Source organism: Wolbachia endosymbiont of Madathamugadia hiepei (assembly GCF_013366855.1).
GTDB lineage: Bacteria > Pseudomonadota > Alphaproteobacteria > Rickettsiales > Anaplasmataceae > Wolbachia.
Genome location: NZ_WQMP01000012.1, coordinates 1 through 12,875, shown reverse-complemented (window position 1 = coordinate 12,875; position 12,875 = coordinate 1). Strand labels below are relative to the sequence as shown.

The window sequence follows — 12,875 nt, the reverse complement described above, 5'->3', positions numbered from 1 at the left end:
TAGTTTCTCTATTTGTAGCTAAGTTAAACTACCAGTTTTTGCTACATCTTTCCTTATTTTCTCATGATAAACTTTTTTCACAGAGACTAACCTTATTTTTTATTCCTGCGTTGCTTATGATGCAAAGACATGAAAAAACTTGACTTAAATTAGTAATTGTTTAATATTAAAAATAGTGTTCTTTGCCCGTTGAAGCTATAATTATAACTAATTGTATAGGATTTATTTGTATGATTGCTAACCGAAAAAGCAGTGTTAAACAGAAAAGTGACAAAAATAACTTAGTTGGAAGCATTGACATAATAAAAACAGCAGGAGAGCTTTCACTTCAAAAAGGTCTAGATTTTGAAGTGGTAATAAAGGCATTAGAAAGTGCCATAGAAGCAGTGGCTCACCAAAAATATGGTAATAAAAGTAAGATTACAGTCAACATAGATAGAAACACAGGCAAAGTTACTGCATATAGAGAATTAAAGGTTATTAGTGATGAACCAAATGAAGAAGAGAATGCTGGATATGAATCAATTACTCTTACACAAGCTAAGTTAATAAGAGAAGATGCAAAAATTAGAGATACTGTTAATGAATTGCTTTCTCTCAGCACTGATCTTGCTTCAGCAAGAATTGCCCAGCAAAGAATTGCTCAGGTGATTAAATATGAAGAATCGAAAAAGCAATATGAGGAATTTAAGGATAAGGTCGGAGAAATAAGATATGGTATTGTTAAACAAGTGGAGTATTCAGACCTGATCATAGACATAAATGGCGCTAAGGCATACCTTCCATTGCGAAATTTAATCGGTGGTGAATCATTTCGCGAAGGCGATAAGATTAAAGCTTACATACAAACTGTTAAGCATTCTGATGATGGACGCCAAATTATTCTTTCTAGGGCCCATGAAGGCTTTTTGGAAGCACTATTAAATCAAGAGATACCGGAAATTGCTGACGGGTTAGTAACAGTTAAAGGTATAGCTAGAGATGCTGGTTCAAGGTCTAAAATTGCTGTTTTCTCTCCTGATAAAAACATCGACCCAGTAGGTGCTTGTGTTGGAGTTAAGGGGGATAGGATAAAAACCATCATACATGAATTAAATGGAGAAAAAATTGATGTCATACATTACTCTTCAGATCTGGGCCAATTTGTTATCAAAGCAATTACTCCTGCAGAAGTATCGAAGGTTATTATTGATGAAAATGAAAATTGTGTAGAATTAATAGTTGCTGAAGATCAATTAAGCTTAGCTATAGGGAAAAAAGGTCAAAATGTAAGATTAGCCTCAGAGCTTGTTGGATGGAAAATTGAGATACTAAGCACTCAGCAAGAATCAGAAAGGCGGAGTGGAGAACTCAGTCAGTGTTCAGCTTTATTTGCTGAAGCTCTAAATCTAGAGGAGATTATGGGGCAGTTATTAGTCACAGAGGGTTTTTCAAGCGTAGAGGACATATCCAATGCTTCAATTAAAGAGCTTGCTTCGATAGAAGGTTTTAACGAAGATATTGCGAGTGAATTGCACAGCAGAGCAAATAAATATCTAAAAGCAGAAAATGACAAAAGAATAAAAGAGTTAAGAAGTTTGGGCATGGAAGATGATGTGATTAATTTGCCTTTATCAATAGACGACAAAATTGCTCTTAGTAAACACGGTATCATGACTTTAGAAAATATAGCAGACTTGTCAAGTTATGAGTTTTATGGTATACTCTCCTCTTCAGCGAGCGGTAAAGAGGATTTGAAAGACACAGTAGATTCAATAATCATGGAAGCTCGTAGAAAGCTTGGGGTAATATAGCAAAATAATATGAATAACGAAGATATCAGTAGTAAAAAACTAACGCTTCAAGGTTTTAACAAACCTAAGTTGGGTCTTGATTTGAACTCTTCAGCGAGTCCAAGCACGGGAGCTACAATAGTAAAAAAAAGAAGAAGAAAACCTCATGAGCCAGAAGAACAAGATGGAAGTAAATTAGGTTCCTTGACAGAAAAAGAGCAAATCTTCCGTATTAATGCTGTACAGAATGCTGCTTTGTTAAAGGAAAAGAATCTAAAAGAAGAAAAAGAAGTAGTAAAGGAAGGCAATGATGAAAAGGTTGATGATGAAGATGGTGCTTCAGATGCCTCGTTTAAAGAAATCGAAGAAAAAGCTTCAAGTGGTGTTAGCCCAGCTAAGCCAACGGAGAGTGGAATTGACGATGAAGATGATGATAAAAAACCTTTAAAGGCTAACAAAGATATATATTCTAAGCACTCCAAGCTGATAATCGCGCAATCAATAGATGATAAAATTGAACAATCCCCTGCGTTTAAGCAAAGATTTGGTATAAGAAATAGAAAATCGAAATTCACCAAAGGTAAAAACATATCAAGAGAAGTTATTATACCAGATGAAATTACAATTAGAGAATTATCCGTTCGTATGGCAGAGAACAGCAAAGATGTGTTAAGAATGTTAAAAGAAGAAGTTGGTGAGAGTTACAGAGTGGATAATTTGGTGGATCCGGATATAGCATGTGAAATAGTGGAAAAATTTAATCATACAGCTAAACGAGTGAGCGATGCTAACAAGGAAAAGGATTTACTTTTCATAGAGGACAAAGAAAGCTTGCCTAAAAAACCTAAGCCGTCAGTTGTCACTTTTATGGGACATGTTGATCATGGTAAAACCTCATTGCTTGATGCGTTTCGTGAATCTAATGTTGCAGAAAGAGAGTCAGGTGGAATAACTCAACATATAGGTGCTTACCAGGTAGTTACAAAGGATAAGCAAAGAATTACTTTCATTGACACACCAGGACATGAGGCATTCACTGCGATGCGTGCGTGTGGTGCCAACATCACTAATATAGTTGTAATAGTGATTGCGGCCGATGACGGAGTGATGAAACAAACGATTGAGGCAATAAATCATGCAAAGGCAGCAAATGTTTCTATTATAGTTGCTATTAATAAAATCGATAAATTGCAGTCTAATGATATAGAAAGGGTAATTAGTAGTTTACCTCAATATGACCTCATTCCTGAAGAACTTGGTGGTGATGTTATGGTTGTGCCAGTATCAGCAAAAAAGAAAATTAACCTAGACAAACTAGAAGAGGCGATTTTGTTAATTGCTGATTTAATGAAGCTTGAAGCGATAGAGGATTATCGAGCATCTGGGTGGGTGATAGAATCTAAAATAGATAAAGCCAAGGGAATATCAGCTACGTTGATAGTTGAGGAAGGAACGCTGAAGGTTGGTGATATGTTGGTGGTGGGTACGACATATGGAAAAGTACGTAGTATGGTTAATCACCTTGGTCAAAGGGAAAAGATGGCTCCACCTTCTACTCCAATTGAAATCACTGGTCTAAACGGTGTGCCAGATGCTGGAGATAAATTTGTTGTTGTAAATTCTGAAAAGCAGGCACGTGAAATCGTTGAATACAGATTAGAGCTGATCAAGAGAAAAGAGGAGGATTCAAGCAATAGTGATTTAGACATGTTCAGTCGTAATGACAATGAGACAGAAGAGTTATCTGTAGTTTTGAAGTGTGACGTAACTGGTTCTATCGAAGCAATATCAAGTTCAATTGATAAACTTGGTAAAGATCAAGTGAAATTAAATATCCTACACAAGGCGGTGGGAGGAGTAACAGACTCAGATGTGCTGCTTGCAGAAGCATCGAAAGCAGTAATTTTGGCGTTCAATGTCAAAGTGGATTCAAAAATAAGGGATTCGGCAAGACAAAAAGGTGTAGAAATACGTACTTATAACGTAATATACGAACTTATTGACAGTATGAAAATGTGCTTGACTAAAATGTTAAAGCCTGTAACACGAGAAGTGCGTATTGGTTCTGTATCTGTGAGACAGATATTTAATGTATCTAAAGCTGGTAATATTATTGGATGTTATGTAAGTGATGGAGTTGTAAAAAAAGATTCTTTAATTAAGGTAATGCGCAACAGTAAATTAATATATGAAGGAAAATTGAAAGCTTTGCGTAGATTTAAGGATGATGTTAAGGAAGTAGGTACAAACTTTGAATGTGGAATGTCTCTAGATGGTGATGGCGATATTAAGGTTGGAGATATTCTGGAAGTTTATCAATTAGTGCAGGAAGAAAGGGTATTATAGTATGAAAAAAGAAATCAGGAGCCTAAAAATAGCATCTGTACTGTATAGAGCAATATCCAGAGTCTTAATGGAAGGTAAGGCATTCAATAAAAACGTAGTGGTATCTGAAGTAAAGTTAAGTAAAGACTTAAAAAAAGCAGATGTATATGTAGTGCTATCTTCATTAAGCGAAAAAGATTGTGATATTAGCACTATTATTGATGAAATCAACCAATCTGCATGGTTGATACGCAAATCCATATTGTGTTATGTTGATTTGCGGTTTGTACCCAAGTTAGTTTTCAAAACTGATTTAGCATTCGATAATCTTGTTAATGTAAGCAAAATACTAAGTAATCATACTTAATGATGCATTTCAATCATTACTTTTCATTGATGAGGTTGCACAGTTTAACAGGTTTGTGGCTTGTATTATTCCCTAGTTTAAGTGGTATTATTCTAGCCTCAGCTTCTCTATCTTGGCAGGCTTTTTTTCTCCTTATTTTGTTTACTATAGGTGCATTCTTGATGAGACCTGCGGGTTGTATAATCAATGATATTTTCGATAAAGAAATAGATGCGCATGTTGAACGAACAAAATATAGGCCACTTGCAAGTGGTGCACTAAACGTAAAGCAAGCTTTGATTTTACTTTCTCTGTTACTGTCCATTGCACTAGTAATCCTACTACTCACCAATAAAACTACACTTATACTTGGGGTAATCTCAATGTGTATGATAATTATTTACCCTTTACTAAAGCGTTACGTTTGGTGGCCACAATTGTTTTTAGGGTTTACTTTTAATATGGGATCGTTCCTAGGTTGGGCGGCAGTAAAGAACCAGATTAGTATAGAACCTATGCTCTTTTATGCAGGATGTATCTTTTGGACACTGAGTTACGACACCATATACGCTCATCAAGATAAAAGAGATGATGAAAAACTCGGAATGAAATCAACAGCATTATATTTTGGTGACACAACAAAATCTTGGCTAAAAAGGTTTCATTTAATATCTCTTATGATGTGGCTATATGCCGGTATCTTATCATCATTGAATAACATTTTCTATATCGCTTTACTTGCTGTAGGGGTCATGTTTCACTACCAATATAAAAATCTCAACCCCGACGACTCCAGTCAATGCATGTACATATTTAAAAATAATTCCTATGTAGGACTATTGCTTTTTCTCGGCATTCTTTTAGATAGAGTTGTAAACTGAAATGCGACTAATTAAGAAAGGCTGCTCCAAAGGAGTTTAGAGACACCGGGGAAGACTTTGTTTGAGCTATCTATAAAAAATCTATAGCTTATACCAATGGTAATAGCAAAAATTAAATTGCCAGTCAACAAAGGCGTCATTTCAGCGCTCCCTCCTTCTGTCATCCAAGTAGCTGATACTTGCATCCAGGATACTACTTTGGTAATAAATATTTTAGAAATTTACCAGATGGAGAAAAAGGCAAAGAAATCCCGAGTGGCGAGTTTTGACTCTATAATACTTTAAATTGGCGCTATAATAATTTACTGACGCTTAGTTCAAGCACGATTTGGCTGAATGTAGAAAAAATGAAAAAGACATGCAGCCGCTATAATTTGATATAATCCGCCAAAAAATACCCTGAGTTTTTTACTGAATTTTGTCATTGAGCCTGCAGATCAAAAACAAGTTTTGAATCAGAAACACCCTCGTTGCTATGATAATGGGTTTTGCGAAGGTTGTCAAGCAGTTTTTTTGTTTCTGATCTCAAACTACGGACCTTCCCGCGGATAAAATCGAGAGCTTAGCCTCAAGTCTTTTGCAGACGTTATAGAGCTAAGTAGCAGTCCTACACATATTAAGCTCGCAGCAGTTGTACTTCCTCCATAAGATAGAAATGGCAACGGATCACCTATTACGGGTAAAAGACCGATTGTCATTCCGATGTTTATGGCGAAATGAACGCCAAAAAAGGCAAAAATCCCGGTAGATACCAACTTAGAAAAATAATTTCTTGATCTATAAGCAATAGAGAATATTATAGCAAACAGCTTAGTATAGAGGAGAACCAAAACCATGCTACCTAAAAACCCCCATTCCTCGCCAAGCACTGCAAAAGCAAAATCTGTGCGCTTTTCCGGTAAAAACCCAAGCTGAGTTTGACTTCCATTAACAAAACCTTTACCAAGCAAACCTCCTGAACCTATAGCTATCTGGGATTGCTGCGCATTATAGCCTATTCCAAGAGGATCCACTGATGAATCCAAAAACGACAGTACCCTTTGCTTGTGATAAGGACGTAAAAAAGGCCAGATAGTTGGTATTACAAGAATGCCAATCGTTCCAAAAACTATCAAATGAGCTCTTTTGATTATTGCTGTGAATATAATCGATGCTCCTATAAATAACATTATCACGGCCGTGCCTAAATTAGGCTGCTTTAGTACCAAGAATACAGGTAAGAAAATAATTATAAATGCCTTGAATAACCTTTGAAATTCCATCATTTTATACGCACTTTGCTTATTAAAATAACGAGCAAGTGCAAGTATTAAGCCTACTTTTGCAAACTCCGACGGTTGCAAACTAATTGGCCCAATCCTTATCCACCTTGTTGCACCCATTATGTGCGAACCAAAAAAGTTTACTAACAGCAGCGAAGTTACTGCTGCTATATAAAAAAGGTAGGCATACTTCAAATAAAAATCTATCTCTATGAATGACATAGCTATAGCCAATAGAAAAAAGAAAGAGAATACAACTAGTTGATGAATCGCAAATGGCATCCACTTTCCTCCAGCAGAAGAATATTGAACAACAATGCCAACGCAAAACAGCGCTATTATGTTAATGATTAGCAATAAGTAAATCTTCTTTGGCCTACCCACAACAAAAACTTTATAACCTTGAAGTATAATAAGAAATGAAAATCAAAAAGCCAACTTTTCAACTGCTAACCAAATTGGAGTACTGTATACTACTGTTAAAGCTGCCATGAGTAACAGACAGAAAAGCATAGGTAGCGGTACTTTATCAACCGACCCAGGCGCCATTTCAGCGTGTAATGCTGCATCATTTCCAAAATACATTTTCTCTACCATCTTCCACATATATATTAGCGCAAGGAAAGAACCAGCAGCAAAAACTATAAGAGAAATCCACGCGTGAGACTCGATAATTGCTTTCATCATATACCACTTACTTACAAAGCCGCTTGTTAAAGGCACACCAATCAATGCTAAGCTAAGTAGAGTAAATGCAAGTGCTGTATGAGGCATCGATTTCTTAAGTCCTGACAAATTCTCTACTTTTGTTGAATCAAATTTGTAAGAAACACATCCTACAGCCATAAATAAAGATGTTTTTATTATGCTATGGTTTATTATGTGAAGGATTGCTACAAATAAGCCTGCTTTTGAGTTTAAACCCAGCATTAAAATTATATAACCAATCTGGCTGACGCTAGAGTTAGCAAGCAACCTTTTCATGTCTTTCGCGGTCATTGCAAATATTGACCCAAATACAATAGCACAAAATGCAAGGATAATTATCACATTGTTCAATGGTGGTTTAAATAAAAAAAAGTTTTGATGGAAAACAGTATAGAAGATCCTGATAAAAACATATATCATCACTTTGGTCACTGTACCTGAAAAGAATATACTAATGAAACTTGGCGCCTCACTATACGAATTAACTAGCCATCTACTTAATGGAAACAGTGCTATTTTGATTGAGAGGCCAACAAAAATGAACAACGTGCCAAGCTTTATGATGTTATTATCATACAGCGGTACTATCCTCTCGGCCATGTCAGACATATTGAGTGTTCCTGTCATAGAATACAAAAGCCCGATACCAAACAAGTAAAACGTTGCGCCTATTGTTCCACTAATCAGATATTCAAATGCTGCAACCAGAGCTTTTTTATCCCTCCCCATTGAAACTAGTATGTAAGAAGAAAGAGACGAAATTTCCCAAAAAACGTAAAGATTGAATATGTCGTTTGTTACTAAAATCCCAAGTAGCCCGCTTAAGCACAACAGAAACAAAGAATAAAAACCAGTGATTTTGTTTTTGCTGATCTCTTTTTCATTTATATAAAAGCTATAAAGCACACTTATCAGTGCTATAAAATTCACTAGAGTTAGAATCAAGGAGTTTAATATATCGATTCTTAACTCTATTCCGTATGGAGGAGCCCAATCTCCAAGGTAATAAGTTATAATTTCACCATTATACGTTTTCACGAGTAGTATCGATGAAATAAAAAAAGTAGCTGCTGTTGTGGCAAAAGAAATAGACCAGGATACTTTATGTTTCCTAGTAAGGAAGCAAAACATTGACGCAATTATTGGTATGATAACTTGTAAAATTGGTAATTGCATTAAATTGTTGTTAATGGACTGTTAAAGTATTAGTATATATAATACTTTTTGTTTTAATACCCTTATGTTATCTAAAATCTGTAATGCGATAAAGTATCTATTACGAAGAAAAGGTAAATTTGTAGGAAGAGACGAAAATGGAAACTCTTACTATGAATCAAATAAAGGAAAAAGGTGGGTCACGTATAGCAGTGTCTCTGAACCTACAACAGTACCTCCAAAGTGGCACATATGGCTTCACTATACTGATGATACAGTGCCAGTTAATAATAAAAAGAAAAAAATAAAACATACTCCTAATTTGACGGGTACAAAAGATGCGTATTATCCAAACCAAAAAGTGAAAAATTACTATAAAAGCTGGAATCCTAATAACTAAAAATGCGAAGATCAAATATACTTGAAATAACTGCTGGATTATTTATGTTGGCTTTTACTATTTTTCTGGTTTGTTTTGCTGTTGATAAGCTATCTGACATAAAAAAAAGCTATAAGGATTGTTATAAAATATATGGTCTTTTTGCTAACGCCAATGGCATAGTGGTTGGTGATAGCGTCAAGGTTTCCGGCGTAGATATTGGAAGCATAACTGGCGTATCACTTGATAAAGCTACTTATGTGGTACGAATCGATATGTGCATAAGTAAAGACATAAAATTGCCAATTGATAGTTCAGCTCTAATAACTAGCAGTGGAGTTGTCAGTAGTAAATTTGTTAGCATATCACCCGGGTCAGGTACTAAACTAATTTCGAAAGGTGGTAAAATAGAGTATACCCAAGCTGAAGCAAATGTTGGTGGAATAATAGACAAAATTCTTGGTATGTTCACAAAATAAGGCTCTTTCCCCATTATTTATAGCTCTTCCCATAATAGCCTAAAAGAGATAAATAAGGATTTATAGTAGTAAAGGCTTTGTTACATAGCTCTCTATGAGAAACAGTGAGAAAGGAGCTTATACCAAATTCCAATGGTAATAGGACAAATTAAATTGCCAGTCAATAATGGTACCATCCCAATATCAAGTACTGGGATGACACCCTTTGTTGTAAACCCACTTTTACTACATGATTACTTTTTTATGGCATCTTGTCTATCTCATTTTACCATTCCGCTGAACAGATACAATAAAAAGATTTTATTTAAAATATAAAATTATTATAAATTTATTTCCAAGAAGTTTATGCAAAGGATCTAGTGAGTAGTTGGAGCTAGCTTGAATACATCCCACCCGTCTGTAATTCAATAAACCTGAAAGAATCAATGTAGCTATTAAAATTGTTTCGATCTACGTCAGTTATCCAAGTTTGGCATTGAATACTTAACACTTCCTCTATCAACACCCTCCTGTAATGCTCATCCAGATGAGACATTATATCGTCGAGGAGGAGAAGCGGTGCCTTATTGTGGTGAATACATCTTGCTTGTACACTGGATAAGATGATTGAAAGCAGCAATAACTTTTGTTCTCCAGTAGAGCACAAATTTATTGGTATATCTCTTCCTTGGCAAAAAACTTGAAATTTATCATTGTTCACACAAAAGGTTACTCTACCAGTTAATGAGTCTTTTTTCCTATTTTCCTTTAGACGACCCTGGAAATATTCTGCAGTATCGCTTGAAGTTAGCTGGCTGCTGAGTTTTAGACTCGCTTTTGGAAAAAACTCAGTGGAGTGGTTATCAATTGTATCTTGCAATGTTTTTAAAACAGATAGTCGCATACATAATATATTGACTGCATTAACAGCCATAACATTTTCAAGGCTAGAGAGCCAGTTCTCGTCCAAAATGTTCTCCCTTAGCAGTTTACTCCGCTCGTATTTGGCTTTCCTATATTTCATGTAGCAGTAAGTGTAATTTTCTTCAAATAGTGAGACAATGCGGTCTAAAAATTTTAACCTATCACTTGGAGAGCTAAGAAGAATGTAGTCCATTTGCGGGATTAGCCATATCACATTGGATATTCTATACAACGATGAATAACCTGGTTGCATTTTCCCATCAATTTGTATTAGTTTCTTATTAAAGTTTTTTGCAATACCGATTGAATTGAAATCTACTCCATTAAAGAAACCATAGTGCACTGTCCAATTTTCATTACTGAACTTGTTTTGCATCTCACTAGCTTTTGCTTTTTTCATTCCATTGCTTTTAGCAAGCAACGAAATCGCTTCAAGTATATTAGTTTTACCAACACCATTCTTGCCAGTTATCACAACCGAATTGTCACTTGAGTACAGTTCAAAACTTGAATGGTTACGAAAATTATGTAATTGCAACTTTTTTATGTAGCAATGGGTAGCCATTAGCCTAGATGTTGTTTTTAATTTATATTCTTCTGACTTCCTCTAGAACCTCATCAACATGTCCACTAACTTTTACATTTTTCCAGATCTTCACTATTTTACCCTCTTTATCTATTAAAAAAGTAGTGCGTTCTATTCCCATATACTTTTTACCAAACATGCTCTTTTCTACCCAAACACCATATTTTTCTAACATTTCAGCATTTTCATCAGAAATTAGATAAAATGGTAGAGAATATTTTGCTTTGAAGTTAGTGTGGCACTTAACACTATCTCTTGATACACCGATTATCACTGTATCAAGGGAAGAAAAGTCATTTATTTTATCTCTAAAGCCTTTTGCCTCCATAGTGCAGCCAGGAGTGTCATCTTTAGGATAGAAATAAAGAACTACATTTTTTTTATCAAAAAAGTCACTCAACGATAAATTTTCACCAGAATCTGTTGGTAAGCTAAAATCAAGAGCATTATCTCCTACTGCTAATTCCATATCCCGCTCCGTTAATAATACTTGTATGGTAGTATATTATAGTCAAAGCTTCTAAGAACTCCAGTTAAAAATCAATCAAATCCTCACATGTTTGCTCTTCATAAAAGAAGTTTAACGTTATCGTAGTACCAAGCTTTGCTTCACTTTTAATATCGAAAGTTCCACCCATTAGCTCTACTAGTTTTTTGCTGAGTGGCAACCCGATGCCTGTACCTTCGTTTCTGTATCCTGAGTCTGCTTGGCCAAAGACAGACATGACTTTGTATATATCTTGCTGCATTATTCCTATTCCATTGTCATAGAACTCAATAGTCAATAAGTTTTTTTCTATATTCTCTTTAATCACCATTCTTATTAGGCCGTCTTTGGGAGTAAATTTGATTGAATTTGATAATAAGTTTATTATAACTTGTTTCATCCTCTTGGGATCTGCAATAACTAATAATTGTTTATTGGGTATTTCCTTTTCTAAACTAATTCCGGTTTCTTTTAATTTGGGTGACAGCATATTCAAACATGAATCTATTATTTTATTCAGGTTAAACTTCACTTTTTCTACTGTTAAGCTGCTTGCTTCAGCTTTTGAAAAATCAAGCACATCATTAATTAAAGCAAGTAAATGTGTTCCTGCATTATATATATCGTCTGCATACTCCTTGTATTGGGCATGATCCATCGAACCTAAAGTTTCATTTTTGATTAACTCTGCAAACCCAATAATAGCATTAAGTGGCGTGCGCAGCTCATGTGTAACGCTTGCAAAAAACTTTAGCTTGTTTGCATTTTCTTGCTCTAACGCCTCTTTCATCTGTTGTAACTCGATATTAGTTTTATGTTGCTTAGCTAGCACTTGGGTATTGGAAAAGTGCAAATAAAGCATTATTAGTATTAAAATTACTAATAATAAGCCCACGAACGTTAAAAATAGGCTATATACCATGACATAAGAGTTATTGTGGTTTTGAATGATCTTTAAAAAAAATGATGGCTTAATGTCACCTTCATGAAATATAGGAAAAATAGAAACTAGTTTATTTCCTGTAGTGTAAAATATTTCTTGGTTGTTTAGTAGCCTATCGATTTCATCGTCTGTAAGTAACTGTTCATAATCATGATCTTGGGTGTTAAAGTGACTGAACATTATTCTACTATTTTGATCATATAGTATTAAGCTCAAGTTCTTCACTTCGCTAACTGATTGTAATAATTCAGCACGTAGCCTTATCAGTTGGTTTATATAATCAAAGTTCTTGTATTTCATGTGGTGCTTTTCTATTAGTAAGTAGTGATACTTTTTTATTATGCTATTTTCCAGTACACTTTTTAAGCCTATACTTGAGTCACGGTAAGAAGAGAGAAAGTTATTCCTTAGTGAATAATTACAATATATCACACTGAATAAAATCACAAAAATTGATGAGAATAATGCGATAACTTTTGCGTATCTATTTTTCTTTAGTGCAGAAAGTATTAATTTACTTAGTCTCTGTGAACAAAATTTTAGAGAAGCCATATGAGGGAACCAACGAGGTTTAAAAAACCCATAAAAACCTCAGCAGTCTTGTCAAATCGAGAAAAAACACGTCTAAAGTTCTTGATTTTTCCAAAGA

At 34.9% G+C, this 12,875-nt stretch carries 11 protein-coding genes and 1 pseudogene; 6 read left to right on the top strand and 6 right to left on the bottom strand.

Going from position 1 to position 12,875, the window contains the following annotated elements:
* Positions 1-230: 230 nt before the first annotated feature.
* Genes nusA through ubiA form a run of 4 tightly spaced genes read left to right on the top strand, consistent with a single transcriptional unit; the run spans position 231 to position 5,324 of the window.
* Positions 231-1,793, top strand: coding sequence for a transcription termination factor NusA (gene nusA / locus GO685_RS00850; RefSeq protein WP_175937148.1), 1,563 nt, complete (start codon positions 231-233; stop codon positions 1,791-1,793).
* A 9-nt stretch (positions 1,794-1,802) separates the two neighbouring features.
* A complete protein-coding gene (gene infB / locus GO685_RS00845; protein WP_175937147.1) occupies positions 1,803-4,118 on the top strand; it encodes a translation initiation factor IF-2 in 2,316 nt (771 codons plus the stop codon).
* 1 nt (position 4,119) lies between these two features.
* Positions 4,120-4,464, top strand: coding sequence for a ribosome-binding factor A (locus GO685_RS00840; RefSeq protein ID WP_175937146.1), 345 nt, complete (start codon positions 4,120-4,122; stop codon positions 4,462-4,464).
* Positions 4,465-4,466: 2 nt separating this feature from the next.
* Entirely contained in the window at positions 4,467-5,324 is an 858-nt protein-coding gene (ubiA, locus tag GO685_RS00835; RefSeq protein WP_175937149.1) for a 4-hydroxybenzoate octaprenyltransferase, read from the top strand.
* A gap of 530 nt (positions 5,325-5,854) precedes the next feature.
* Here the strand turns inward: ubiA and rodA are convergent.
* Together rodA and GO685_RS00825 are read right to left on the bottom strand one after the other, a co-directional pair.
* A complete protein-coding gene (gene rodA, locus GO685_RS00830; protein WP_175937145.1) occupies positions 5,855-6,970 on the bottom strand; it encodes a rod shape-determining protein RodA in 1,116 nt (371 codons plus the stop codon).
* 42 nt (positions 6,971-7,012) lie between these two features.
* Positions 7,013-8,470: a proton-conducting transporter transmembrane domain-containing protein gene (locus GO685_RS00825; protein ID WP_175937144.1), complete on the bottom strand. Its 1,458-nt coding sequence runs from the start codon at positions 8,468-8,470 to the stop codon at positions 7,013-7,015.
* Between the two features lie 64 nt (positions 8,471-8,534).
* Here GO685_RS00825 and GO685_RS00820 point away from each other — a divergent pair, with 64 nt between their 5' ends.
* Together GO685_RS00820 and mlaD are read left to right on the top strand one after the other, a co-directional pair.
* The gene (locus GO685_RS00820; protein ID WP_041046040.1) at positions 8,535-8,849 is read left to right on the top strand and encodes an NADH-ubiquinone oxidoreductase subunit NDUFA12 family protein; all 315 of its coding nucleotides are present in this window, start codon (positions 8,535-8,537) and stop codon (positions 8,847-8,849) included.
* A 2-nt stretch (positions 8,850-8,851) separates the two neighbouring features.
* Positions 8,852-9,307 carry an outer membrane lipid asymmetry maintenance protein MlaD gene (gene mlaD / locus GO685_RS00815; protein WP_175937143.1) on the top strand — a complete coding sequence of 152 codons (456 nt, stop codon included), beginning with the start codon at positions 8,852-8,854 and terminating at the stop codon, positions 9,305-9,307.
* A 373-nt stretch (positions 9,308-9,680) separates the two neighbouring features.
* On the opposite strand, the gene recF is transcribed toward mlaD, so the two are convergent.
* The 4 genes and pseudogenes from recF to GO685_RS05490 form a co-directional block, all read right to left on the bottom strand.
* Positions 9,681-10,775 carry a DNA replication/repair protein RecF gene (gene recF / locus GO685_RS00810; protein WP_175937142.1) on the bottom strand — a complete coding sequence of 365 codons (1,095 nt, stop codon included), beginning with the start codon at positions 10,773-10,775 and terminating at the stop codon, positions 9,681-9,683.
* 22 nt (positions 10,776-10,797) lie between these two features.
* Positions 10,798-11,265, bottom strand: coding sequence for a thioredoxin-dependent thiol peroxidase (gene bcp / locus GO685_RS00805; protein ID WP_175937141.1), 468 nt, complete (start codon positions 11,263-11,265; stop codon positions 10,798-10,800).
* Positions 11,266-11,329: 64 nt separating this feature from the next.
* Positions 11,330-12,778, bottom strand: a complete 1,449-nt coding sequence (locus GO685_RS00800) for a sensor histidine kinase (protein WP_175937140.1) — start codon at positions 12,776-12,778, stop codon at positions 11,330-11,332.
* Positions 12,766-12,875 (bottom strand): annotated as a pseudogene (locus tag GO685_RS05490) (IS5/IS1182 family transposase); the annotation flags it as partial. The pseudogene GO685_RS05490 and the gene GO685_RS00800, both read right to left, overlap by 13 nt.

What these genes read in the sequence shown, in the direction of transcription:
- nusA (WP_175937148.1), top strand. Translation starts at nt 231, where the DNA reads ATGATTGCTAACCGAAAAAGCAGTGTTAAACAGAAAAGTGACAAAAAT.
- infB (WP_175937147.1), top strand. Translation starts at nt 1,803, where the DNA reads ATGAATAACGAAGATATCAGTAGTAAAAAACTAACGCTTCAAGGTTTT.
- GO685_RS00840 (WP_175937146.1), top strand. Translation starts at nt 4,120, where the DNA reads ATGAAAAAAGAAATCAGGAGCCTAAAAATAGCATCTGTACTGTATAGA.
- ubiA (WP_175937149.1), top strand. Translation starts at nt 4,467, where the DNA reads ATGCATTTCAATCATTACTTTTCATTGATGAGGTTGCACAGTTTAACA.
- GO685_RS00825 (WP_175937144.1), bottom strand. Translation starts at nt 8,470, where the DNA reads ATGCAATTACCAATTTTACAAGTTATCATACCAATAATTGCGTCAATG.
- GO685_RS00820 (WP_041046040.1), top strand. Translation starts at nt 8,535, where the DNA reads ATGTTATCTAAAATCTGTAATGCGATAAAGTATCTATTACGAAGAAAA.
- mlaD (WP_175937143.1), top strand. Translation starts at nt 8,852, where the DNA reads ATGCGAAGATCAAATATACTTGAAATAACTGCTGGATTATTTATGTTG.
- recF (WP_175937142.1), bottom strand. Translation starts at nt 10,775, where the DNA reads ATGGCTACCCATTGCTACATAAAAAAGTTGCAATTACATAATTTTCGT.
- bcp (WP_175937141.1), bottom strand. Translation starts at nt 11,265, where the DNA reads ATGGAATTAGCAGTAGGAGATAATGCTCTTGATTTTAGCTTACCAACA.
- GO685_RS00800 (WP_175937140.1), bottom strand. Translation starts at nt 12,778, where the DNA reads ATGGCTTCTCTAAAATTTTGTTCACAGAGACTAAGTAAATTAATACTT.